This is a genomic window from Dyadobacter sp. NIV53 (assembly GCF_019711195.1).
Classification (GTDB): Bacteria; Bacteroidota; Bacteroidia; order Cytophagales; family Spirosomataceae; genus Dyadobacter.
This window is the reverse complement of record NZ_CP081299.1, coordinates 3,203,697-3,226,602: the sequence shown is the minus strand read 5'-3', so window position 1 is coordinate 3,226,602 and position 22,906 is coordinate 3,203,697. Positions and strand designations below refer to the sequence as shown.

22 protein-coding genes and 4 pseudogenes are annotated in these 22,906 nt (G+C 39.1%); 12 read left to right on the top strand and 14 right to left on the bottom strand.

Translation table 11 applies throughout. The features are described from left to right. Position 1 precedes the first annotated feature (1 nt). Positions 2–1,319, top strand: a pseudogene (locus KZC02_RS12970) (ABC1 kinase family protein). Positions 1,320–1,484: 165 nt separating this feature from the next. After that, positions 1,485–2,171, top strand: a complete 687-nt coding sequence (locus tag KZC02_RS12965) for an SDR family NAD(P)-dependent oxidoreductase (RefSeq protein ID WP_221394480.1) — start codon at positions 1,485–1,487, stop codon at positions 2,169–2,171. 4 nt (positions 2,172–2,175) lie between these two features. Here the strand turns inward: KZC02_RS12965 and KZC02_RS12960 are convergent, their stop codons facing one another. Genes KZC02_RS12960 through KZC02_RS12930 form a run of 7 tightly spaced genes read right to left on the bottom strand, consistent with a single transcriptional unit; the run spans position 2,176 to position 5,724 of the window. Next, complete coding sequence (locus KZC02_RS12960; protein WP_221394479.1) at positions 2,176–3,282, bottom strand: AI-2E family transporter; 1,107 nt, start codon at positions 3,280–3,282, stop codon at positions 2,176–2,178. A gap of 21 nt (positions 3,283–3,303) precedes the next feature. Then, on the bottom strand, positions 3,304–3,684 hold the full coding sequence (locus tag KZC02_RS12955; protein WP_221394478.1) for a VOC family protein: 381 nt from the start codon (positions 3,682–3,684) through the stop codon (positions 3,304–3,306). A 26-nt stretch (positions 3,685–3,710) separates the two neighbouring features. Further along, complete coding sequence (locus tag KZC02_RS12950; protein ID WP_221394477.1) at positions 3,711–4,295, bottom strand: hypothetical protein; 585 nt, start codon at positions 4,293–4,295, stop codon at positions 3,711–3,713. A 10-nt stretch (positions 4,296–4,305) separates the two neighbouring features. Continuing rightward, entirely contained in the window at positions 4,306–5,106 is an 801-nt protein-coding gene (locus tag KZC02_RS12945; RefSeq protein ID WP_221394476.1) for an alpha/beta fold hydrolase, read from the bottom strand. Between the two features lie 40 nt (positions 5,107–5,146). After that, complete coding sequence (locus tag KZC02_RS12940; RefSeq protein WP_221394475.1) at positions 5,147–5,368, bottom strand: hypothetical protein; 222 nt, start codon at positions 5,366–5,368, stop codon at positions 5,147–5,149. Between the two features lie 42 nt (positions 5,369–5,410). Next, entirely contained in the window at positions 5,411–5,593 is a 183-nt protein-coding gene (locus KZC02_RS12935) for a hypothetical protein (protein ID WP_221394474.1), read from the bottom strand. Further along, positions 5,569–5,724 (bottom strand): hypothetical protein, encoded by a 156-nt coding sequence (locus KZC02_RS12930; protein ID WP_221394473.1) that lies wholly within the window; start codon positions 5,722–5,724, stop codon positions 5,569–5,571. The genes KZC02_RS12935 and KZC02_RS12930 overlap by 25 nt, the downstream gene beginning before the upstream one ends. Positions 5,725–5,977: 253 nt before the next feature. Here KZC02_RS12930 and KZC02_RS12925 point away from each other — a divergent pair, with 253 nt between their 5' ends. Both KZC02_RS12925 and KZC02_RS12920 read left to right on the top strand, forming a co-directional pair. Next, positions 5,978–6,928, top strand: a complete 951-nt coding sequence (locus KZC02_RS12925) for an MBL fold metallo-hydrolase (protein WP_221394472.1) — start codon at positions 5,978–5,980, stop codon at positions 6,926–6,928. Positions 6,929–7,032: 104 nt separating this feature from the next. Further along, positions 7,033–9,156, top strand: a complete 2,124-nt coding sequence (locus KZC02_RS12920; RefSeq protein WP_221394471.1) for a hypothetical protein — start codon at positions 7,033–7,035, stop codon at positions 9,154–9,156. A 30-nt stretch (positions 9,157–9,186) separates the two neighbouring features. Here the strand turns inward: KZC02_RS12920 and KZC02_RS12915 are convergent, their stop codons facing one another. Both KZC02_RS12915 and KZC02_RS12910 read right to left on the bottom strand, forming a co-directional pair. Then, positions 9,187–10,083 carry a DUF72 domain-containing protein gene (locus KZC02_RS12915; protein ID WP_221394470.1) on the bottom strand — a complete coding sequence of 299 codons (897 nt, stop codon included), beginning with the start codon at positions 10,081–10,083 and terminating at the stop codon, positions 9,187–9,189. A 94-nt stretch (positions 10,084–10,177) separates the two neighbouring features. Continuing rightward, positions 10,178–10,692 (bottom strand): annotated as a pseudogene (locus KZC02_RS12910) (phosphoheptose isomerase). Between the two features lie 444 nt (positions 10,693–11,136). Here KZC02_RS12910 and KZC02_RS31780 point away from each other — a divergent pair. Then, positions 11,137–11,442 carry a hypothetical protein gene (locus KZC02_RS31780; RefSeq protein ID WP_229254256.1) on the top strand — a complete coding sequence of 102 codons (306 nt, stop codon included), beginning with the start codon at positions 11,137–11,139 and terminating at the stop codon, positions 11,440–11,442. Continuing rightward, positions 11,405–12,040, top strand: coding sequence for an AraC family transcriptional regulator (locus KZC02_RS12905; RefSeq protein ID WP_229254254.1), 636 nt, complete (start codon positions 11,405–11,407; stop codon positions 12,038–12,040). Before KZC02_RS31780 ends, KZC02_RS12905 begins: the two co-directional genes overlap by 38 nt. Before the next feature lie 58 nt (positions 12,041–12,098). On the opposite strand, the pseudogene KZC02_RS12900 reads toward KZC02_RS12905, so the two are convergent. Together KZC02_RS12900 and KZC02_RS12895 are read right to left on the bottom strand one after the other, a co-directional pair. Then, a pseudogene (locus tag KZC02_RS12900) lies at positions 12,099–13,168 on the bottom strand (branched-chain amino acid aminotransferase). Positions 13,169–13,274: 106 nt separating this feature from the next. Beyond that, positions 13,275–13,829, bottom strand: coding sequence for a cob(I)yrinic acid a,c-diamide adenosyltransferase (locus KZC02_RS12895; protein WP_221394469.1), 555 nt, complete (start codon positions 13,827–13,829; stop codon positions 13,275–13,277). Between the two features lie 282 nt (positions 13,830–14,111). Between KZC02_RS12895 and KZC02_RS12890 the strand changes: the two genes are divergently transcribed. The 3 genes from KZC02_RS12890 (at position 14,112) to KZC02_RS12880 (ending at position 16,351) form a co-directional block, all read left to right on the top strand. Further along, a complete protein-coding gene (locus KZC02_RS12890) occupies positions 14,112–14,624 on the top strand; it encodes a hypothetical protein (protein ID WP_221394468.1) in 513 nt (170 codons plus the stop codon). Positions 14,625–14,686: 62 nt separating this feature from the next. Continuing rightward, positions 14,687–15,916 (top strand): S-adenosylmethionine:tRNA ribosyltransferase-isomerase, encoded by a 1,230-nt coding sequence (locus tag KZC02_RS12885; RefSeq protein WP_221394467.1) that lies wholly within the window; start codon positions 14,687–14,689, stop codon positions 15,914–15,916. Between the two features lie 249 nt (positions 15,917–16,165). Next, on the top strand, positions 16,166–16,351 hold the full coding sequence (locus tag KZC02_RS12880; RefSeq protein ID WP_221394466.1) for a hypothetical protein: 186 nt from the start codon (positions 16,166–16,168) through the stop codon (positions 16,349–16,351). Positions 16,352–16,437: 86 nt separating this feature from the next. On the opposite strand, the gene KZC02_RS12875 is transcribed toward KZC02_RS12880, so the two are convergent. Next, positions 16,438–18,204 carry a family 43 glycosylhydrolase gene (locus tag KZC02_RS12875; protein WP_221394465.1) on the bottom strand — a complete coding sequence of 589 codons (1,767 nt, stop codon included), beginning with the start codon at positions 18,202–18,204 and terminating at the stop codon, positions 16,438–16,440. Between the two features lie 166 nt (positions 18,205–18,370). On the opposite strand from KZC02_RS12875, the gene tyrS reads away from it, so the two are divergent. Beyond that, complete coding sequence (tyrS, locus tag KZC02_RS12870; protein WP_221395036.1) at positions 18,371–19,666, top strand: tyrosine--tRNA ligase; 1,296 nt, start codon at positions 18,371–18,373, stop codon at positions 19,664–19,666. Between the two features lie 92 nt (positions 19,667–19,758). Then, positions 19,759–20,391 (top strand): Uma2 family endonuclease, encoded by a 633-nt coding sequence (locus KZC02_RS12865; protein WP_221394464.1) that lies wholly within the window; start codon positions 19,759–19,761, stop codon positions 20,389–20,391. 27 nt (positions 20,392–20,418) lie between these two features. Here the strand turns inward: KZC02_RS12865 and KZC02_RS12860 are convergent, their stop codons facing one another. Beyond that, positions 20,419–21,231: a metallophosphoesterase gene (locus KZC02_RS12860; RefSeq protein WP_221394463.1), complete on the bottom strand. Its 813-nt coding sequence runs from the start codon at positions 21,229–21,231 to the stop codon at positions 20,419–20,421. Positions 21,232–21,341: 110 nt separating this feature from the next. On the opposite strand from KZC02_RS12860, the gene KZC02_RS12855 reads away from it, so the two are divergent. After that, positions 21,342–21,800: a regulatory protein RecX gene (locus KZC02_RS12855; protein ID WP_221394462.1), complete on the top strand. Its 459-nt coding sequence runs from the start codon at positions 21,342–21,344 to the stop codon at positions 21,798–21,800. Between the two features lie 24 nt (positions 21,801–21,824). Here KZC02_RS12855 and KZC02_RS12850 read toward each other — a convergent pair. Beyond that, positions 21,825–22,726: pseudogene (locus tag KZC02_RS12850) on the bottom strand (ribonucleotide-diphosphate reductase subunit beta). Between the last annotated feature and the right edge of the window lie 180 nt (positions 22,727–22,906).

Below are 22,906 nucleotides of genomic sequence, written 5' to 3'. Positions count from 1 at the left end.
AATGGAAACAATTGACAGAATACCTACTTCAAAAATTCAGCGTGCGAGCAAACTGATTACCACCGGAGTAAAAATTGGAGGTAACTATCTGAAGTATTATGGTGAAAAAATAACAAATCCTGAATCGGCAAGGGATAATCTGAATACGAATAATGCGGAGGACATTTACGATGGCCTTAAAAACCTGAAAGGAAGTGCATTGAAATTTGCCCAGATGCTAAGCATGGAAAAGAATTTTCTGCCCCAGGCATATGTGGAAAAATTCTCACTTTCCCAGTTTTCGGTTCCCCCATTGTCAGCTCCTTTGGTTATCAGGACTTTCAGGAAATATTTTGGTAAATCCCCGCTTGAAATCTTTGACACATTTGATGCCAATGCAATTAATGCTGCAAGTATCGGCCAGGTTCACAAAGCCACTTGCAGATGGAAAAGAACTGGCGGTTAAAATTCAGTATCCCGGCGTAGCAGAAAGTATTTCGTCGGATCTTGCGATGGTAAAACCGATTGCAATGGCGATGTTCAATATTCAGGCAAAAGATTCGGACAAATATTTTCAGGAAGTAGAAACGAAGCTTTTTGAAGAAACAAATTACACGCTGGAGCTGGCCCAGAGTAATGAGGTTGCAGCAGCTTGTGCCCATATTCCAAATCTGGTTTTCCCGAAATATTACAGTCAGTATTCGTGTGAGCGCGTGCTTACTATGGACTGGATGACTGGCAAACATTTGTCGGAATGGGTTAAAACCAATCCTACACAGGAAGCGGCTAATAAAGTGGGACAGGCACTTTGGGATTTTTATATGTATCAGGTTCATCAGTTGAAAAAAGTACATGCCGATCCGCATCCGGGTAATTTTCTGGTTGATGATCAGGAAAATCTGATTGCGATTGATTTTGGTTGTATGAAAGCCATTCCTGATTCTTTTTATGAACCCTATTTCGAACTGGCAGAACCGGACAAATTGAATAATCCGGAGTTGTTCAGGCAAAGGCTGATTGATCTGGAAATCCTTTTGGATAAAGATACGCCGACAGAAACAGTTTTCTTTTCCAAATTGTTTTATGAAATTCTTTCCCTGCTTACCCAGCCATTCCAGTCAGAAACGTTTGATTTTTCTGATGAAGAGTTTTTTGGCAGACTTGCGGCCTTGGGAGAAAAATACGCCAATGATAAAGAATTGAAAAAAATGAATGTGAACCGCGGTTCTAAACATTTCATTTATATCAACCGAACATTCTTCGGATTGTTCAGTTTATTGCATGATCTGAAAGCTACGATTGCAACTGGCGTCGTGAGAGCGAATCAGTTTGTATCATAATTTTTTTTGAATTTATTTTAATCAGGCCGGATAATTTCAAATTGTCCGGCCTGATTGTTTTCTAGTGAAAATGGTTGCATTGCGAGCCGTACCACGGATAAGCTGTCAGTTTGCAATACGAGCAACAATAATGAATTGTTACTTAAAAAAACTTAAACATTCACTTTGAAAAATTTCGTTATTATCGGCGCATCGTCCGGTATTGGTAAACAATTGGCAAGCCAGCTTTCAAAAACGGAAGCAACGGTTTTTGGTACTTTTTATAAAACAGAAAATACTGATTCTGTTTCTTTGCATTACCTGAATGTACTGGATGAAAATGCAGACCTTTCCTTTTTGCCTGATACGATTGATGGACTGGCTTATTGTCCGGGTAGTATTAATCTGAAACCTTTTGCCAGAATTAAACCAGAGGAATTTTTACAGGATTATCAGTTGCAGGTTTTAGGAGCTATAAAAATTATTCAGGCTCTGTTGCCAAAATTAAAAAAGCCGGAACATGCGTCTATTGTGTTATTTTCCACAGTAGCAGTTCAAACCGGCTTCAATTACCACACTATTGTTGCTGCATCCAAAGGTGCAATTGAAGGGCTTACAAGAGCATTGGCAGCCGAACTGGCACCAAATATCAGGGTGAATTGTATTGCGCCATCCATTACGGATACACCTTTGGCCGCAACATTACTAAGCACTGACGAAAAGAAAACGGCTAATGCGCAACGTCATCCGTTGAAAAAAATAGGTTCAGTGGGAGATATAGCAAACATGGCCGAATTTCTTTTAACCGATAAATCAGCTTGGATAACCGGACAGATATTTCAGGTAGATGGCGGAATGAGTGGTTTAAGATAAAATGCTATTCGGCTACCTTTTTCTTGATACTTACCAACCCGAATAATTTATTGTTGGCTTGTTCGGGAGTCTGGTCACCGAGCAGAATTCCCCAGGGCTTCATACCATCGACCCGGTCGAACACAACTTTCATCATAGCAATGGCAGGAATTGAAAGAAACATACCGGAAACTCCTGCCAAAGCGCCTCCGATCAGTACACCTACAATAGAAACAAGTGCATTGATTTTCACTTTGGAACCAATAACCAGCGGGACCAGAAAATTATTATCAATAAACTGAACGGCAAGAAATACACCCACAACGCCTGCAAGTGTGTATCCGTCGGGATGGTTTATAAATGTTATCATTACTGCAAGAGCCGTAGCAACGAGGCCGCCGATATATGGGACAAGGTTCAGAATAGCTGCCATTATCCCCAATAATATGGCATATTGAACATTGAGAAGTAATAATCCAATGGAGTTTAATAACGCTACAACACCAGTTTCCAACAGCAACCCTACCATATAACTTTGTATAATGGATTTTATCTCTCCCAGGATTTCCATTACCTGCGCTTTGTATTTTTCTGCAAATAAGACAATCATGAAATGTAAAAGCATGGATCTGTAATACAAAAAAAGGAAAACGTAAATCGGCAGAAGTATCAGAGAACCAAGCGGCCCGGTAACAACACCAAGCGTTTCGGCATTCTGAAAACTTTCCAATGTCTGGGTTTGCGCCTTTTTTACGTACTGGTCCTGTTGCCAGTAACTCACGCTGTACTCACGGCGTATCCAGCGGCGCACATCACGATATGCGTCATTGATATTCCGTTTGAGTTTGGGAACATCATCTGAAAAATCAGAAATTTGCATGGAAAGCAGTATGGTTATTCCTGCCAAAATTAAAACGGCCAGTAAAACAGCAATGCTGATCGACAGCACTTTTGGAATGCCGCGGTGCATCAGCCATCCTTCAACCGGCCTCAATAAAACGGCGAGTAATACGGCCAGAGCCAGCGGGACCAATATATCCTGCCCCAGATAAATACCAAGTGTTATTATTCCAATGGCTAAAAGTGTGTGCGAAAGCTGATGGTAAAACGGGCGTTGAGAGGATTCGGTCATTTACAAGTGCACAGGAAAGGATTAGGACTGATTTTCCAGATTAAATTCCGGATTGTAAATAATCCCGATCAGGTTATCCCAGGGATCTTTTACGGTAGCCGTCATAATATCGCCTCCTACATTTTCCGGTATTTCGTGGGTAACGGCACCCAGATCAGTCAATCTTTTAAATTCTGTATGAATATCCTTCACGCCCCAATAAGTTACTACGTTTTCAGATTTTGTAACCGGTGGAGAAACATCAGGAATTAATCCCAGCTCATAACCGCCAATATTGAAACCGACATAATAGGGTTCGTCGAAATAAGGCGCTGTTTCAAATGCTTTGGCATACCATTCTTTTGCCAGCGTAACATCGGGCACTTTGTAGATGGTAGTTCTTAAACCTAATATATTGCTCATTTGGGTAATATGATAATGCTGAATAATCAGTTATTGAAAGATACCGGTTTCATTTTGTTTGTAATCCAAAGTAAGAATACAGCATTGAAAACCAGACTGAACGGAATAACGGAAATATTTTTAAGAAAAAGAATTATAACCCATTCCGATGCTTTGTCAGAAATAATTTCGCTGGTTTTTAATTTAAAATAAAGGCAGGTCTGATAGGTAGCAAAATTGATGAGGCTATTGATAATGAAGGCAATAATAAGATAAATAACAAAACTTGTCAAAAGAGAAACCCATTCTTTTTTTATTTTTCGGACAGCAATTTTTCCATGTTCCTGCCAGGTATTTTTATCAGATAATATTTTTTTTAACCGGACTACTCCCATTTTAAGATTGGTTAATCCCAAAGTGTATATGAAAATAGATATTCTCGCCGACTGAATAATGATTTCCAGAAGATAATGATAAAAAGAAGTAACCGGCCCGAAAGCACCAAGTTGTGCGGCTCTTCCAAAAGCAGCAATAAGCCCCAATCCAAGGATAACGGACAAATGGTTTTTGAAAAACAACAAGGCCTGAATGACCCAGGCTGAATTTTTAAGAATGCGGACAGACAGAATCATGGCCTTTGTCTTAAATACCTGCTTTAATTTCGTTTATTATTTTTTCCAGAGATTTATTTAATTCATCAGGGTTTTCAAGCATAGGGAAATGGCTTGTGCCGTGAATGATATTTAGTTCGTAGGATTGCCGGGCATACTTTTTCAGAGTCTCTTCATTGGTTGGCATATAGTCTACATTGATGAGATACAATTTGAAATTAAGCTGCTGTAACAATTCTCTTTCCCGTGCCGAATAATCGAAAATTGCTTCAATAGATTTTGCGCCCATTTTAGGATCGGCATTCCGGTAAGCATTTATGACTTTTTCGGTGATAACAGGCGGTGTTTTATTAGTCAGTAAAACCATTTTTGCATAATCGCCTGATGTATTGGCAAAGTCCGTTTTAAGATTTTGAATGATCTGGTTTGCCTGTTCCTGGTATTCATTGGCAAGCGGCATTCCTGCATTTTTAAAATTATCGACAGCAATAATTCCGATAACAGGATCAGGAAATTCAACGGCCGCTTCCAAAACAGCATTTGCCCCCAAAGAATGCCCAATCAGAATTACACTAGTAAATTCCAGCTGTTTCAACAGTTCAATTACATCCTCGCCAAATTCTTCTATTGTCCAGGTATCACGGTTTAGCCCCGACTGACCATGGCCGGCAAGATCCATGGTTATAACCTGATATTCCTTTTTGAAATATTCAACCTGCTTTTGCCAGTAAGTCTGATCATTAAAGGAACCATGTACGAATAGCAATACAGGATGCCCGGCTCCATAAATGTCATAATTTATCCTCACACCATCATGGCTGACCGTTTTCATAATCTGCTGTAATTATTCTGTTTTATTGGATAAGCTGTTCTCAGGCGGTTTCTTTTTCCAGTACTTCTTTCAATACAGGAATGGTAAGCATACCCGGCATATCTTTATAATGAATGATAACCTTATCGCCGGGATTGTTAAATCTGTATTTCCTGCCGGTAACGCTTCCTGTTACCGTAAGGCCGGTTTTACCAGTATACTCAAAAAAAGTGTCATTCAAACTATATTTTTCTGATGAACTGTATTCAGCTGAATCAGACATTTCAATTCTTTTTTGTCCGCAATTACACATGATTTCAAAAGTTTAGTCTTCGTAATAATCAGGTTTATTGGTATTCCTGCCGGTTTTGGTGGTCGCCTGTTCGAGTAAACAGGCAGCTCCTGAAAATGCCAGCCACATTATTATTTTCTCCCACCAGTTATCTCCGATCCACATTCCAAATGGAAAAGCAATCCATATACTTACACAATAAAAACAGTCGAGCAAACTTCCGAAAAAGCCATTTCCTGCTTTTTTCTTATTATGAAAATGATGTCAAACGGACCGTCTTCCTCCGAAAGCAGGTGTGTAAGTCTCCAGACGGCCAGAATGACCAAAACCATTTCAAGAGAATTCATACAATATTCGAAGTATTTTAAACGATGTCACCATTTGTCATAAAATCTGACTTTTAATCTGTAATGAATTAACATTCAAATTAATACGCAGTAAATACAAATGAAAAAAAGTTGTTATTTTTTCGTGGTTATTTTTATTTACCGGTAAAGACAACATCTATTTTTCATTTTCTGACAATCTGGTTTAAATTTTGAGACAACTATTATTTTTGATATATTATAATTGTACGATAAGTACTTAATTCAAATTTCGATGATCCGTTTCATTTCCGCTGTTTTCTTATTTTCTCAGTTATTTTTTTCAATCAGCTTTGCACAATCTGCTTTTCGGGTCGTTCCGCTGGGTGTAAAAGGTGGAATTCAGGAAGGGAATTTGTCGGCTTATATGATTGCACCTTCCGGTTCAGAGGCATATATCTGTCTGGATGCAGGAACGCTCAATACAGGGATTCGTAAGGCGATTGAGAATGGGGCTTTTTCAGTTTCAGAAGATGCTGTACTGAAAAATTATATAAAGGGATATCTGATTTCCCACGCACATCTCGATCATATATCGGGACTTATTATTAATTCGGCAGATGATACGACGAAAAGTATTTACGCTTTTCCAAATACACTGGAAACGATCAGAAATCATTATTTTAACTGGGAAAGCTGGCCGAATTTCGGAAATGAAGGAAATGGGTTCTTGTTAAATAAATATACTTATAAACCATTAATAGAAGGAAAGGAGCTGAAAATAGAACAAACTGAAATGTCGGTAAAAGCCTATAAACTCAGCCATTCAAATCCATACGAAAGTGCAGCATTTCTGATCAGAACTGGTGATGCTTATGTATTGTATTTCGGGGATACCGGGCCGGATGAAGTTGAAAAAACAGATCATATTCAAGCTATCTGGAAAGATATAAGTCCGTTAATTAAAGCAGGAAAACTGAAAGGGGTTTTTCTGGAAGTGTCATATCCAAATGAGCAACCAGACAATAAATTATACGGGCATTTAACACCAAAATGGCTGATGAAGGAAATGAACAAACTTTCGGAATTGGCAGGAAAAGAGAATATGCAGAAATTGAACATAATCATTACACACATTAAGCCGGCGGGAAACAATGAAGAAAAAATAAGGGCACAATTAAGGGAAAACAATTTACTTCGGCTCAAACTGGTTATTCCTGAACAAGGCGTTGGCTTTGGCTTATAATTGGAATATTCCTCGTTTTCATAGCCTCTTCGTTCACATTGCAAGTATTTAACAAAGTCCGTTATTAAAGCGGGAGTCTTGATACAATAAATGCTGGAACGTATATGAAGCTTTTGATTTTTTTAGTTTTGCTTTTGCCCTTTTCGATTTTCGCCCAATCAGTTGGTGATCAGAAATTTATACAGGAAGTTGTAACGATTCATTCCTCAAAAGAAGGGCTGCCTGAGGGTAGGATTGATAAAATGGTCCTGGAAAATGAATATCCGGTAGCAGAAGCTTCGGGAAAACGCTTTGGGTTTAAGGATTCGAAATGGAGTGTTATAAAAGCTGATTCCAAGGGAGCAATTGCCTCTCAGTTACCAGTAATTCCGGGTGCTGTTATTTTATCTTCCGTTCCGTTTAAAGATGGTTATGCAATTGGCTGTAATCGGGGGCTTTATTTTTACAATAAAGCTAAAAAACCAACCAGAATCTTTCCTGCAAATGATACGTACAACTGGGTATTAAAAAACGTTGCCGCACTGGTGGTTGATTCCAAAGGGAGGCTTTGGTTCGGTGCCGAAGAAGGTATTGGATATCTGGAAGGGAAATCGTGGAAATTGTTTACAGGAAAAGAGGGACTGCCCTATAATAAATTTACCAGTGCTGCTGCCGGTGTTAACGGTACTGTCTGGTTTGGAACTGAAAAAGGTGCTATTGAAGCAGATCATGATGATTTTAAATACCGCTTTAGCCGGCGCTGGCTACCAGATGACTATGTAAATAGTATTGTTGTACAAAAGAATGGTACCGCCTGGATTGCTACCAATGCAGGAGTAAGTCAGGTTACGCCCGTTTCAATGTCGCTGGAAGAAAAAGCCAGGTATTTTACCAAACAAGTGGAAGAACGGCATAATCGTATGGGATTTGTTGCACCAAGCCACTTAAAAGAACAGTTCAATGTAGCAACTTCCGAAGTGGGCATTTCGGATAATGATGGTATGTATACATCCATGTATGGAGCTGCAAACGCATTCCGCTATGCTGCAACAGGCGATCCGGAAGCAAAAAAACTGGCTGATCAAAGTTTTAAAGCCTGTAAATGGCTGGTGGATATTACGCATGAAAAAGGGTTTCCGGCACGTGTAATTATTCCGGTTGACTGGCATGAGCCTGTGAATGAAATTTACAGCCGGGAAGATAATCTTGAAAACCAGAAAAAGGATCCCATGTGGAAGGATATTTATCCGCGTTTTCCTAAAAGCAAAGACGGGAAATATTTATGGAAATGCGATACCAGTTCAGACGAGCTGGCCGGGCATTTCTTTTTCTATGGTATTTATTATGATCTGGTTGCCAGGACGGAGGAAGAAAAGCAGGCAGTCCGTGAGGTGGTGGGAGATATGATGGATCATCTTATTCGGCATGGTTACAAACTGGTAGATTATGATGGAAAAGTGACGCGTTGGGGAGACTATTCTCCTGAATATTTTGCTTCGGTTTATGGCTACGATCAGCGTGGCCTGAATTCAATGATGATGCTGTCGTTTTTGAACGTAGCCAAACATGTGACTGGTGACACGAAATACGATAAGGAAGCTAAAATACTCAGGGATAAATACAATTATCACATTTACGCCATGCATCCAAAAGAGTTCTTCCCTCCGGAAAATGTAGTTCCATGGGACAATAATCTTTGCCTGATGAGTATGTATGGATTGATAAAATATGAAACTGATCCTGCATTGATGCTAATGTACAGGCAATCTTTGGAAACTGCGTGGCAGCATATCAGTAAGCAAAAAAATGCATTTTGGGATGCAATTTATGCTTCACTGGCTAATCAGTTTACAATAATGGCTGATCAGAAGATATTTGAAAAAGGTAATCTGTTTCCTGAAAACAGACTTTATGCACCGAAAGTGGTGAAAAACTATTATAAGAGAAATAATAACCAAAGCTATATTCTTGAAAATCTGCAAAAAATCCCGCTTGATCTGATTGGTTATACGATGGACAATACACACCGGCTGGATGTAGTTTTTGATTTATCTCCGTTACAAAAACCAAATGTTGGCTGGCGGGCAAATGGTTATGCAGTGCCTATTGATGAGCGCGGGCATGTTCGTCAGGATCGGGATGGTTTTGCATTGCTGGCTTCCGAAGGAGACGGGCATGATGAACACGAAGGGACTTTCTTTTTACTGCCTTATTACATGGCTTATTACCACGGGCTGCTTGAAAAATGACTAATAGCACGAACGGGGACGTTCGTGCTATTAGTTACCAAATAAATTCAGCTGCCCGGTTGCCATTGGATTTTGCGGGATATTTAATTTTATTCCCAACTCAGAATTTAGTTTTTTAATCAGGTAAACAAACCGGTCAGGAAAAACCTTTTCATGATCCTGATGAACAAAAAAGTAAATATTTTCAATTCCTTCATTCACCCATAATTTTATACGGTCAAACCAGTCATCCAAACGAGGGTAATCAGAATCAAGGTTTGTGCTGTTAAAACGGATAAAGGCAGTCGTTGTCGTCAGCCGCATGTGCAACAGGTCACGGCGCCCGGGAGAATCGGTGATGACATGAGCTATATTTTGCTTTTCAAGCAGGGTATATAGTTCATCATTATTCCAGGAACCGCTATACCAGTCAGGATGTCTTAATTCAAGTGCAAGAGGAAAGCCCAAAGGCCATTCTTCCAGGTATTTCCGTAGTACCTGCCAATTTTCAGGGCCAAAGTTTTCCGGCATCTGTAGGAACATACAGCCAAGTTTTTCACGTAAAAGTGCCATTCCATCCAGATAAATATCTGTTACATTTTTTACGTCTTTGAGTCTTTTTCTATGGCTGATTTCCTGGTATACTTTGGGGCAAAACCGAAAGTTTACCGGTGTTTTTTCATGCCAGCTTTCAATGGTATTTTGAGGGAAGATGGTGTAGAACGTTGCGTTTAACTCAATTGTATTGAATTTTGCCGCATAATGAGCAAGTTCATCTTTAGTACCCTTTGGGTAAAAGTTTTTTAAATCTGCCCTGCTCCAGCCAGTACAACCAACATAAATGTTGGGATTGCCTTTTTTAGCATCCAGTACGTTTTTTGTATCAGGATGGTCGTCTGGTAAAATAAAATCAATTTCTACCGGGTCTTTAACTTTTCCGAATTGCATAACTTTTTGGTTAAACGGAATGTTTTTAAGCCGGATTAGACTTTCCAGGTCTTAAAGACGCCAACGCCTAGACTTGGAAAGTCTTGAATAGAATTTACCGGCCAAAATCATCCTGTACACGTACAATATCGTCTTCATCCGAAGGGTTTGCAGGATCGGTATGCTGCCATATTTCGGCTACAATTCCCCATTCATCTACACCAATCAAACGATGACGTTCACCTTTTTTTAAGTCAATAACTGTGCCAATCGGCAGTTGCTGCATTTCGGTTTCTTCGTCCGTATCACTGATCACAATGCCTGCATTTCCACCAATTACTTTCCATATTTCGGCACGGCGATGATGATATTGCCACGAAAGCCTTTTGTTAGGAGCTACTACCAGAATTTTTGGGCTCAATTTATCGTAACCTGCAAAATCTTCCAGTGATAAATGAGGAAAGAAAGTCGAAATAAATTTGGGTGCTTCTGTTTCTTCCAAAACAAAAATCCACCCCATGGACGCGAATGGTCTTTACTAACTACGGTAAAGCCTTGTTCTTTAATAAATTGTCCGACTTTTTCGAAAACAACATCCTTATCGGCTGCTGCGGTAAATGATTGGATCATGTTAAAATGAATTATTGGATGAGATCACGTTGAATCCCAAATTTAGGATAAAATACAAAAAGATACCCTAAAAAATTCATGACATCTTGGAGCTCAAATCTATTAATGTCCAATATATCTTTCAAATGACCGGTATTGATGTCATCAGATTATCTGGCAGCAAGTGTGTCAAATTTTAGTTATTAGCTTATTTGAATAAATAAAATAATATTTCTAATTTTTTTTATAATTACGGTATGACTTTTGACTAAATTAGATGAATTTAATTAGTAATTTACTTATTATTTATAGTGATATTTTACTTCGATCGGACTTTTTTGGAAAATTATTACTGCTTGTGAAGTTATACTAATATGCGTTTCAGTTTGATAATGAATAGATTAAAGTGCCAATATTGTTTACCGGTTTAATTATTCAATTTTTTTATTACTCAACAGTGAATCTATGAATGAAGTTTACAGAGAAATTACCTCCTTAACGGAATATGATTGCTTTTCCATTCTTGCACGTAATAAAACCAATTTTAACTTTCCATTGCACAATCATGATGAATTGGAGCTCAATCTGATCCTTAACGGGAAAGGTGTAAAGAGAATAGTTGGGGATCACGTCGAAATTATTAATGATGCCGAACTGGTTTTATTAGGTAGTAATCTGCCACATGGCTGGATAACACATAGTTATCAATGGAGTGAAGGTATGCCGGAAATTTATGAAATTACACTTGCAGTTTCACCGGGATTTGTTTGATGATAAGTTTTTATGCCGTAACCAGTTGTTCTTCGTTCGTTCCTTGCTGGAAAAGTCTGTTCAGGGCATTGCTTTTTCAGCGGAGACAATAGAAAAGGTTATACCAAAACTCAAATTGTTAACCGAAAAAAATGGATTTGATTCGATTCTGCAACTGATGTCCATATTGCATGATTTATCTGTTTCCAGTAACATGAGAACTTTATCAAACAGTACTTTTACGAATGAAAACATCAATTTTAACAGCCGGAGAATTGAAAAGGTATTTAGTTATATGCGTGATAATTATGACAAGGAAATTACACTGGATGGTGTCTCCAGATTAGCAGGAATGTCGGAAGTGTCTTTTAGCCGTTTTATCAAAAAAAGGACAGGAAAGACTTTTATAGAAAGCCTGAATGAAATAAGGCTGGGGCATGCGTCCCATTCATTGGTAAATACAACCCATACGATTTCAGAAATTGCTTATCGCTGCGGATTCAATAATTTATCTTATTTCAACCGTATTTTTAAGAGCAAAAACGGATGTACGCCTAAGGAATTCCGGGATAATTACGCTGGGAAGAAGTCCATTGTACAAGTAAAAAGTTCAAAGTAAAACAGTTTACAGTAGCCTGCAAATCTGTTTACTTTGAACTTTAAAATCAAAACTTTAACTAAACTTTAAGCGTCCATCCAAAAGTATCTTCTTCTTTTCCTGTACGGATATTAGTCAGATAATCTTTTACATTGGCAACGAAAGAACCTGCTTTTACTTCCGGAACGGCGTAGTCAACACCTTCAAATGCAATGGTTGCAAACGGAGATATTACCACTTGCAAGTACCAGCACCAAAAGCCGCTTCAAGGCTTCCGTCTTTTAATGAATCTATTATTTCTTTTACGCTGATTCTTCTTTCTTCGACCGGAACGCCCCAGTGCTGTGCAATGGCAACAATACTTTTACGCGTAATACCATCAAGCGTGGTTTCGGAAACATAGGGAGTAACCAGTTTGCCATCGAGCATAAACATAATGTTCATCGTGCCCGATTCTTCAATGTAAGCATGCTCACGGGCATCAGTCCAGATAAGTTGATCGTAACCTTCCTGCTGCGCAAGTTTGGCAGGATAAAGTGACCCTGCATAATTTCCTGCACATTTGGTACCACCTACTCCGCCTTCCGCAGCTCTTATAAAATGTGTTTCCACCTTTACTCTGGGTGGTTTGGCATAATAAGTACCAACCGGACTTGTAAATATAATAAAATAGTAACTATCAGATGGTTTTACACCAATGTATGGATCTGTTGCAAACATATACGGCCTGATATAAAGCGAGCAGCCATCCTGCGAAGGTACCCATTCTGAATCCAGACGCAGTAATTCTGTAAGCCCACCCATAAAAATTTCTTCAGGAATGACAGGCATACAAAGACGCTCAGCAGATTTGTTCAGTCGTTTCCAGTTATCAATAGCACGGAAGATAAGTACTTCGCCTTCTTCATTTTTATATGCTTTCATTCCTTCAAAAATAGCCTGGCCATAATGAAGGGCGGCTGTTGCAGGGCTGAGGGACAGATCTCCGTAAGGTACAATGCGTGAATTTAGCCATTGGCCATCACGATATTCGGAGATAAACATATGATCGGAAATATTCTTTCCAAAGACAAGGTTGTTAAAATCAACCTCCTGCAAACGTGATTTACTTGTTTGCTGAATTTCTATTTGCAATGTATCGGCTGTCATAATGCCTCAAATTTATGCTGAATATAATGAACTTTTACTTCTGAATTTAGTCCTGCAATTTAGCAAAATTATATCAACATTAGGAAGATATTTAGTATAACAATTATTATTTGCTAACCCTTGGCTTCCAGGTTACTTCCTCTATTCCGAGGTCAAGTGTCATGATTCTGCAAAGCATAAAAAGATAATCTGACAACCGGTTCAGGTAGCGGATTACAATATCTTCAACTTCTTCTCCCTGCTGCAAATGTATAACAGCACGTTCGGCCCGGCGGCAAACGGTTCGGGCTACATGTCCAAACGAAACTGATTCGTGGCCTCCAGGCAGTATAAATGCACGAAGAGCAGGAACCTGCCTGTCAATTTCATCCATGGCTTTTTCAAGTAAAACGATGTCGTCTTCCAGTAAGTCGGGCAATATTTTTCTGGATTTATCCGACTCCGATGCCAAATGTGACCCAATGGTAAATAGGCGGTCCTGTATTTCTTTTAAAAGGTCTTTACGCTTTATGTTAACCGGCTGATCGCCAAGTAAGCCAATGTAGCTATTGAGCTCATCCACTGTGCCATAAGCATCAATACGTACGTGCGCTTTGCTTAGTCGTGTACCTCCTATAAGCGAAGTTGTGCCTTTATCACCGGTTTTTGTGTAGATTTTCATAAGTGATTAGCCTCTTTATCTGATAATTATTCGGTTTTTTGCCAGCCACGAATAACACGAATAAGCATGAATTTTACAAAATTTGGTCATCTGATCACGATTTGATTTGTGTAAATTATTTCAGCTTAGTATGATCGGTCTGACTTTTATCAATATTTTATATGTGTTATTTAATTAATGTTGGATTGATACCGCTTCAATTAGGTTTTAGAAACTCCCCGACCTAATTTTGCGCCCAAATTACTATGGCGAAAAAAGAAATCCTGCAAAGGTTATTCATTCATGAAAGTTGGAACGTTTGTTATTAAAATATGGCGGTGGTTATCGGTATTACTGGTAATCGGAGCGCTAATTTGGACCTATTCATTGTTCCCCGATATGGTGGCGGTAGACTTTTCCGATACCGGACTGGCAGAAAGATATGTGAACAAAGAGCATGTGTTCTACATTGTAATGGGTTTGTTCCTGGTAAATAATGTTGTTATTTCCGGACTAGCCAAACAAATTCCGAATGTCGACCCTGAGTATTTACCTATAATAAACCGCAAGATATGGGCCAGGCATCGTACTGACCTGAACGAACATTTGATCAATTGGCTTTATTGTCTGGTAGCTGTAATCAATACAATTATCGGGTTCAGTCTTTTTGCGCTGGCTACTATCAACAGCAACCAGTATAAGCTGGATGTTTTCGATTTTTCATGGCTTTATTATGCCAGTATTGCATTGATGGTGATGGTATTTATTCTGCCATTACGCTTGTTGTGGACACCGGCACCAGAAGATAAATTGTAGAAGTCAATATGAAATATTTTAATTCATATCCGGCAATTTATTTGTTACAAATCATTTTTTGAATGAAGAATAACTGGTTAGCAGCAGCGGAAGCTATGCGTTTGCAGGATTTTCATTATGACTTGCCAGACGAGCGAATTGCCCGTTATCCAGTCGTCCCGCGTGACAGTTCAAAGCTCCTGATTTATAAAGAAGGACAAATTGATCACAGTCATTTTACGAATTTACCTGCAAATCTTCCTGCTGATACGCTGCTTGTTTTTAATGACACGAAAGTTATTCCTGCAAGGGCATATTTTCAAAAGGAGACCGGTGCTACTATAGAAATTTTATTGCTTCATCCTGAAAAGCCTACACACGTTATCAATGATGCGATGCTGGTAACTCAGTCGTGCGTATGGGAATGCATGATTGGTAATAAAAAACGCTGGAAAGTATCTGATTCTTTATCTACACAGATAACTGTCGATGGGGAAATAATTCAATTGCGGGTTGAATATGCTGATTATGAAAAGAATCAAGTCAGGTTAATCTGGAATACGGATGCTGTTTTTCTGGAGATTGTCAAAGCATTGGGAGAGATTCCGCTACCTCCTTATCTGAACAGGGAAACAGAAGAAATTGACAAACAGACTTACCAAACTGTATACGCCAATCATGATGGTGCCGTAGCTGCTCCAACCGCCGGGTTGCATTTTACAGATCAGATATTTCATGAGCTTCAAATTAAAGGAATCAGAAGGTCTTTTCTTACGCTTCATGTAGGTGCCGGTACATTCCAGCCAATTAAAGCAAATACAGTTACCGAACATAAAATGCATTCGGAACAGGTTGTATTCACACGCGGTTTAATTAATGAATTGCTTCTGAATACCGAAACCATTGTTCCGGTTGGTACTACTTCGCTGCGGTCCCTGGAAAGTCTGTATTGGTACGGTGTAAAATTGTATCGTTCAGAAACGACAGTTTTTGAAATTGAGAAACTGTATCCATACCCATTTGAAGAATCTGAACTGCCATCTGCAACAGAGTCACTCAGTGCTATTGCACGCTACATGGATAAGGAAAAGCTGGATTCTATTGTTGGCGAAACAGAAATATTTATTTTCCCCGGATATACATTTCGTTTATGCAAAGGACTTATTACCAATTATCATCAACCCGGTTCCACATTAATTTTGCTTGTAGCAGCTTTGGTAGGAGAGGATTGGAAGCGAATTTATAAAGAGGCGCTGGATAACGATTACCGCTTTTTAAGTTATGGTGATTCTTCGCTTTTGTGGGGAAAATGATGCTTTGGTTTGATATTTTTACTTCCCTTACTTTATAATCTTCCCTTTTTGCAACTAATTTAATTTAGTGTAGTTTTTCTGACAGTTATGTGAAAATACTATGGGACAAGCACAAATAGCAGAAAAGAAATATACAGTTTCTGAGTATCTGGAAATGGAGGAGAGAAGTGAAATCCGTCATGAATTTTATGATGGGACCGGGATTTTAAGCTGAGAAGATATAAAAATATTGCTTCTCCAAATTATTACATGTTGATTGCCCAGCATGAATGCTACGTAGAACTTTATACCAGAACCGATCAGGAAGGCGTCTGGATTTATCAGTCTTTCGATACTCCTGAATCAGTAATATCATTTGATCTTCTCAATTTTACAATGCCTGTTTCGGCTATTTATGAAGGAATTGTGTTTGAGGCAGAGGAAGAAGTTTTATGATACGATAATTGTCTGGTACGATGAGTGATGGCAAATCGTTAATAACAGCTCATTAACAATTTACCATCAACAATTAACCGGTATTGTCACTTCGCCATTATTACCTCGCTCATTTCCGAAACCCCATTCTCGTTAAAAGCTTCAATAGCAAAGTAATATGGTACACCTACATTCAATGCCCTGAGTTCGAATGCATTGGGCTCATCGTTCCAGAACTGATAGGTTTGATATAATTTATCCGGTGCAATTCCCCAAAGTACGTTGTAGCCGACTACACCAGGAATTTTTTCCCAGCTCAAATCTGCATTTCGTGTATCCTTTTGGCGTTTGGCAGTGAATTTTTTCGGAACTTCAGGTACTTTTCCTGATCCGTTCCCAAAAATCCGGAACTCACTGACTGCCAGATTTGGGGCGGCTACATAAACGTGTTCATAACGCACATAACGCGCCCGTACCGGCTGTGGCAATTCGATGTAAGCACAGGGGCGGTCACGTTTTGGCTCTTTCGTCAGATCACTTACCAACTCCCACTTTTTGCCATCTTTTGAAGTAAGAATTTTAAATTGTGTATAAACCTTTTCAGGATCATTAGCGAAAATGTTTGTTTTATAATCGGTATAATTAACCTGTATAGCCTTAATATCCTGTTCATTTTGCAGGTCTATCGTCAGGGTTTCACCAGGTTTGTTTTGTTTAGCTGCCCAGAAAGTTCTTGGATTTTCATCTGTTATCTTGTTAACTGACATCGTGTCCATAGTGGAAGAAGCAGTAGCAGGTTTTTTGTAAGACAATAACATCCATCCCGCAAAAAGATCATCACCTTTTCCATCCCATTTTTTAGTAGTCATTTTATAGGGGAAATCTCCAAAACGCGTATTTGCAAACATGTGTCCGTCTTTATCAAATCCCGCCGGATGCATGACTATTCTTCGTTCCATAGCCCAGTTCAGTCCTATCCACGAAGTACCTGTATTCCAGTAATTGCCATAATTATCCTGAAATGTATTACCGTGACCTGCCCCGGTTGCGAATCCGCCGGGCTTGTATGATACCGGATTGTAAGGTGCATAAGTAAATGGGCCAAGCGGATCATCTGCCACATACGTTCCGTTTGCATAAACATTGTATTCCGTTCCTGGCGCACCATACTGGAGATAATACTTGCCGTTATTTTTGGTCATCCAGGCACCTTCTGTAAATGGTTTGAAAGGGTCAGAGTGATTTGGGCCAAAACGTTCCCAGCCGTGTTCATACTGATTCAGCCAGAGCATTGCTTTGTATTGTCCCTTAAAAGCAAGTTTTTTAGAATGATCCAGTTCTGCTCCGAAAATGGGATAGACATTGGACGAACCCCAGTACATAAACCATTTGTTTGTATCCGGGTCATGAAAAAGAGCAGGATCCCAGGGGCCAATATCTTTGGGTAAACGTGGTGTCCATCTGTTATAAAATTCCCAGATTCCTTTTTCAGGTGCTACGGAATACAAAATGGGGCGCTGCTCAAAAGTAGATTGAAATAAAAATAAAGTATCATTGACGGAAACGGCGGCCGGCGCGCACATATCTTCAAATGGCCAGCGGTTTGCTGTTAAATATTTCCAGTGGATCATATCTTTGGAATGCCAGTAACCGCCGGAAATTGTTACGAAAAGATAATATTCGTTTTTATGGTTAATGATAACCGGGTCAGCGCCAGAACGGTATGAGATATTTTCATTCAGTTGTTCAAAGTTGTATTTGTAATCAATATCCATTGGATTACAAAAAGTTGCCTGGCTTTGAGCGTATCCGTTTATAGAGCTTAAAATAAGCAGTACTAAAAATAATATAGTGGTATAAGTGAGTCTTGGCATGACTTGAATCGTGTATAGTTACATTTATTTCTTTTAAAGATGCTAAAATAGGCACTTTGAAGTGAATAACTTTCATGACCAAATATTATTCTCTTTGCGTCTTTTAAAAACTATAACCTTTACCTTTGCGGTTTGATTTGAAATAAGAAATAACATACAAATGACGATTGATTTTATAGAGGAATTGCGCTGGCGGGGAATGCTGCACGATATGATGCCGGGAACAGATGATCAGCTGAGAAAAGAAATGACTTCCGGATACATCGGTTTTGATCCTACTGCTTCATCACTGCATATTGGCAATCTGGCTACAATTATGCTTCTGGTTCATTTTCAACGTGCAGGCCATAAACCGTTTGCATTGGTTGGCGGTGCTACTGGTATGATTGGCGATCCTTCTTTTAAAGCATCGGAACGTTCTTTTCTGGATGAAGATACATTAAGGTTCAATCAGGAAGGGATTCGTAAACAATTGGAACAGTTCCTTGATTTTGATTGTGGTGCCAATTCTGCCGAAATGGTCAATAATTACGACTGGTTCAAGGAAATGGGGTTTTTGCAATTTTTACGCGAAGCAGGTAAATTTCTGAGTGTCAATTATATGATGTCGAAAGATTCAGTAAAAAAGCGACTGGAAACCGGCATTTCTTTTACCGAATTTTCGTACCAGCTTTTGCAGGGATACGATTTCTACCATTTGTACAAACACAAGAATATCCGTCTTCAGATGGGTGGTTCGGATCAGTGGGGTAATATTACTACCGGAACTGAAATCATTCGCAGGAAAGAAGGGGATGAAGATGGTTATTTCAAAGCTTATGCATTAACAACGCCACTTCTAACAAAATCAGACGGATCAAAATTTGGTAAAAGTGAAGGCGGGAATATCTGGCTGGATGCTGCCAAAACATCTCCATATGAATTTTACCAGTTTTGGTTAAGCCAAAGCGATGAAGATTCTCCACGTTACCTGAGGGTATTTTCGTTTAAAAATAAAGAAGAAATTGAAGCGCTTGAAAGCCGGCATGCAGAAGCACCACATTTGCGTGTATTGCAAAAAGCATTGGCAGAAGAACTGACAATCAGGATACATTCTCAGAAAGCATATGAACTGGTTCTGAAAGCTTCGGAAGTTTTGTTTGGAAAAGCGACACTTGAAACTTTACAAAGCATTGAACTCGACGAGTTCGATACAATTTTTGATGGCGTTCCCCAAACTGAAATTACCAGAGAAGAATGGAATGAGTGCCTGAATGTAACAGATCTGATTTCGACTGTAACCAAATCGGAAGTATACGCATCAAAAGGTGAAGCACGCCGGGCAATTCAGCAAAATGCCGTAAGTGTTAATAAAGTAAAGGTAACTTCGGCGGATCAGTCAAGATCGGATTTTACTTTACTTCAGGAGAGTTTTTTACTGATTTCAAAAGGAAAGAAAAATCACTTGATCAAGGTAGTTTAGGGCGGACGCTTGACGTATGATTTCAAAAGCAGGTTTGTCGGATCCTTTTGGATTGTGTAACTTAGATTTAATGTTTTCCGGTTCGACATATTATGAAGCCATTAAATGAAAGTATGAATGTAAGAGACGAATTGTTAAAGATCCCTGACCTTAGAAGCTTGCTGGACGAGCTTGAAGGTATTTGGCGTGAAGAACAAATCCGGCGCCATACTTTTTGGGCAGAGGTCGATGAGAATCGGAAAGCTGAATTTATATTAGGTGAAATCATATACCACTCACCCATATATGGCAGACACTGGATGGCATCTTCTAATATTCTAACCCGGTTACTACCATTTGTAAAGGAAAATAATCTGGGAAAAGTGGGAATCGAAAAAGTAATGATCCGGTTAACCCGAAATGATTATGAACCTGATATCTGTTTTTGGCTGAAAGGCCAGGCTGAAAATTTCGGTAAAACCCAGTCTGCATTTCCACCTCCTGATTTCATTATAGAGATTCTTTCTGAAAGCACAAAAGATCGTGATTATGGCATCAAAATGACAGATTACGCTCTTCACGGTATAAAGGAATATTGGATTGTTGATCCTGAAAATCTCTCAGTTGAACAGTATTTGCTAGATCAAAAGCAGTTTCAGTTAGCGCAAAAACTCCGGGAAGGAATATTGAAAGCAGAAGTAAGAAAAGGTTTTAAAATTGGAGTTAAAGATATTTTTGAAGAATAATTCGCCCTGGGTTCCGGCCCAGGGTTTTTATTTCCCTGTAAATGAATTTAATACCGGTGCAGCCGTTGGGTTGTATTGATAAGTCTGCCAGGTATGGTCTTCATAAATTTCAACGATGCGGTAACCTTTGTATGAAGTGCCCCAGTTTCCGCCAAAGTGCCCGTCGAAGAAATATGGTTTTTTGCCATTCTGTTTTTTACTATCCTGATCATGATCGTGTCCGTTAAAAATAGCTTTTACATTAGGCGTGTTTTCAAATAATTCGACAACTTCCTTACAGTCAACACCATTTGGTGTCCATTTTGCCGGCGTAATGTGCAGGAAAACAAAAATGCCTTTTTTATCGCTATACTTTGCTATTTCATTACGCATCCAGTTAATATCCGGACAAAGGTATTCTCCTTTTTCATTGGAAGTATCTCCTACCACAAATGCATATTCGCCTTTTGCAAAGCTATGATTGGTGCCATATCCCCATGTACTTTGCCACACATCCAAACCAACTTTATCATGGTTTCCCCTGCTTACAAAGTAAGGAACGTGTAAATTGGCAAGCATCGTTTTAAGGTCGTAATACAATGTAGGATCGTCGTGAATCATATCTCCGTTAAAAAAAACAAAATCCACTCCTTTTTGCAGCTTTTCCCTGTTGACCCAGCCGATCAGATCAGAATGAAAAGTTTTATAATCTGTATCAGGCTGGCCGTAATGGCCGTCAGAAGCAACAATAAACCGCATTGAAATTTTTGCAGCCGGATTAACTATTTCTGAACTGGCCAGATATGGAACACCAGACAAAACAGGCAGCAACTTCAAAAATGAACGTCTTTTAAAAATCATTTGCTTTCAGATCTCGGATTAGGATATTATGTTCCGTCAAAAATAGTTATTCATCATTGATATTTTCTTTAATCTTGCATCATGTTAACAATATTTAATATCAAACTCTGATGGACCGTCTTATTCTTCAAAAAGCAGCTTCTTATTGTGCTTATCAGGAGCGTACCCAGGACGAGGTAAGGCTTCGGTTAAAAAAATGGGATGTTTGGGGAGAAGAAGCAGATGAAATTATTGCCGAATTGATCTCTTTAAACTACCTGAGCGAAGAAAGATTTGCGAAAACTTATGCCGGTGGAAAGTTCAGAATGAAAAACTGGGGCCGGATGAAAATTAAACAGGAGCTGCACCGCCGTGGGTTGAGCGAATACAGCATAGAAAAGGGAATGAAAGAAATAGGGGATCAAGCCTACAAGGAAGGATTGAAGGAGCTTTTAACCAAAAAGAAAACATTACTTGACCGGACAGAAACCGATAAATTTAAACTCAAACAAAAACTGGCAAGATATGCTATGGGAAAAGGCTATGAAAGCGAGCTGATCTGGAAGGCAATTGAAGAAATTAGCGATTAGCATTTTGCTAATCGCTAAAAGTCATTAAAAATCAGAGTCAAAGGAAATTTTATGTCCTGAATCTTTATCGTTCAGTCCACTCATTACACCGGCTTTCTGATATTCCCCAACACGTTTTTCGAAGAAGTTGGTTTTACCCGGAAGTGATATTAATTCCATAAAATCAAAAGGATTGGCAGAACCGAATTGTTTTGGGCAGCCCAGTCTTTCAAGCCAGAAATCGGCAATGTATTCAATGTATTGGTTCATAAGCTCAGCATTCATCCCGATCAGTGAAACCGGCAGAGAATCTGTAACAAATTCTTTTTCAATTGCTACCGCATCCAGCATAATTTCAATCACACGTTCCTGAGGAAGCTGATTAACAATATGACGTGTATAAAGCAGGCACGCAAATTCACAATGCAAACCTTCATCGCGGGAAATCAGCTCGTTAGAGAAAGAAAGTCCCGGCATTAATCCACGTTTTTTCAGCCAGAAAATAGAGCAGAAAGAACCTGAAAAGAAAATTCCTTCTACCGCAGCAAATGCAATGATACGTTCAGCAAAAACCGGGCTGTTAATCCATTTTAAAGCCCATTCAGCTTTTTTCTGCACACATGGAATCGTATCAATAGCACGTAGCAAATGATCTTTTTCATTAGGATCTTTAATGTATGTGTCAATCAGCAGAGAATAAGTTTCGGAATGGATATTTTCCATAGCTATCTGGAAACCATAGAAACATTTTGCTTCGGCATACTGTACTTCACTCAGAAAATTAACAGCAAGATTTTCATTTACAATTCCGTCAGAAGCAGCGAAAAAGCCAGGACATGTGATATAAAATGACGTTCGCCATCATTTAGATTGTCCCAATCCTTTTGATCCTGAGACAGATCTATTTCTTCGGCAGTCCAGAATGAGGCCTCATGACGTTTGTACATTTCCCATATATCTCCATGTTTGATCGGAAATAAAACGAAGCGCAATGGGTCTTCTATCAACAAAGGTTCCGGCAGGCGATCCTGCGGCAGGTTCCCTTGATTGGTAAGCTCTTGTGACATACTAATTTAATTATTTACTTGGATCAGATTTAGTAATTTTACAACCGTCCCTATCAGAAA

What these genes read in the sequence shown, in the direction of transcription:
- KZC02_RS12960 (WP_221394479.1), bottom strand. Translation starts at nt 3,282, where the DNA reads ATGACCGAATCCTCTCAACGCCCGTTTTACCATCAGCTTTCGCACACA.
- KZC02_RS12955 (WP_221394478.1), bottom strand. Translation starts at nt 3,684, where the DNA reads ATGAGCAATATATTAGGTTTAAGAACTACCATCTACAAAGTGCCCGAT.
- KZC02_RS12950 (WP_221394477.1), bottom strand. Translation starts at nt 4,295, where the DNA reads ATGATTCTGTCTGTCCGCATTCTTAAAAATTCAGCCTGGGTCATTCAG.
- KZC02_RS12945 (WP_221394476.1), bottom strand. Translation starts at nt 5,106, where the DNA reads ATGAAAACGGTCAGCCATGATGGTGTGAGGATAAATTATGACATTTAT.
- KZC02_RS12940 (WP_221394475.1), bottom strand. Translation starts at nt 5,368, where the DNA reads ATGTCTGATTCAGCTGAATACAGTTCATCAGAAAAATATAGTTTGAAT.
- KZC02_RS12930 (WP_221394473.1), bottom strand. Translation starts at nt 5,724, where the DNA reads ATGAATTCTCTTGAAATGGTTTTGGTCATTCTGGCCGTCTGGAGACTT.
- KZC02_RS12925 (WP_221394472.1), top strand. Translation starts at nt 5,978, where the DNA reads ATGATCCGTTTCATTTCCGCTGTTTTCTTATTTTCTCAGTTATTTTTT.
- KZC02_RS12920 (WP_221394471.1), top strand. Translation starts at nt 7,033, where the DNA reads ATGAAGCTTTTGATTTTTTTAGTTTTGCTTTTGCCCTTTTCGATTTTC.
- KZC02_RS12915 (WP_221394470.1), bottom strand. Translation starts at nt 10,083, where the DNA reads ATGCAATTCGGAAAAGTTAAAGACCCGGTAGAAATTGATTTTATTTTA.
- KZC02_RS31780 (WP_229254256.1), top strand. Translation starts at nt 11,137, where the DNA reads ATGAATGAAGTTTACAGAGAAATTACCTCCTTAACGGAATATGATTGC.
- KZC02_RS12905 (WP_229254254.1), top strand. Translation starts at nt 11,405, where the DNA reads ATGAAATTACACTTGCAGTTTCACCGGGATTTGTTTGATGATAAGTTT.
- KZC02_RS12895 (WP_221394469.1), bottom strand. Translation starts at nt 13,829, where the DNA reads ATGAAAATCTACACAAAAACCGGTGATAAAGGCACAACTTCGCTTATA.
- KZC02_RS12890 (WP_221394468.1), top strand. Translation starts at nt 14,112, where the DNA reads ATGAAAGTTGGAACGTTTGTTATTAAAATATGGCGGTGGTTATCGGTA.
- KZC02_RS12885 (WP_221394467.1), top strand. Translation starts at nt 14,687, where the DNA reads ATGAAGAATAACTGGTTAGCAGCAGCGGAAGCTATGCGTTTGCAGGAT.
- KZC02_RS12880 (WP_221394466.1), top strand. Translation starts at nt 16,166, where the DNA reads ATGTTGATTGCCCAGCATGAATGCTACGTAGAACTTTATACCAGAACC.
- KZC02_RS12875 (WP_221394465.1), bottom strand. Translation starts at nt 18,204, where the DNA reads ATGCCAAGACTCACTTATACCACTATATTATTTTTAGTACTGCTTATT.
- KZC02_RS12865 (WP_221394464.1), top strand. Translation starts at nt 19,759, where the DNA reads ATGAAGCCATTAAATGAAAGTATGAATGTAAGAGACGAATTGTTAAAG.
- KZC02_RS12860 (WP_221394463.1), bottom strand. Translation starts at nt 21,231, where the DNA reads ATGATTTTTAAAAGACGTTCATTTTTGAAGTTGCTGCCTGTTTTGTCT.
- KZC02_RS12855 (WP_221394462.1), top strand. Translation starts at nt 21,342, where the DNA reads ATGGACCGTCTTATTCTTCAAAAAGCAGCTTCTTATTGTGCTTATCAG.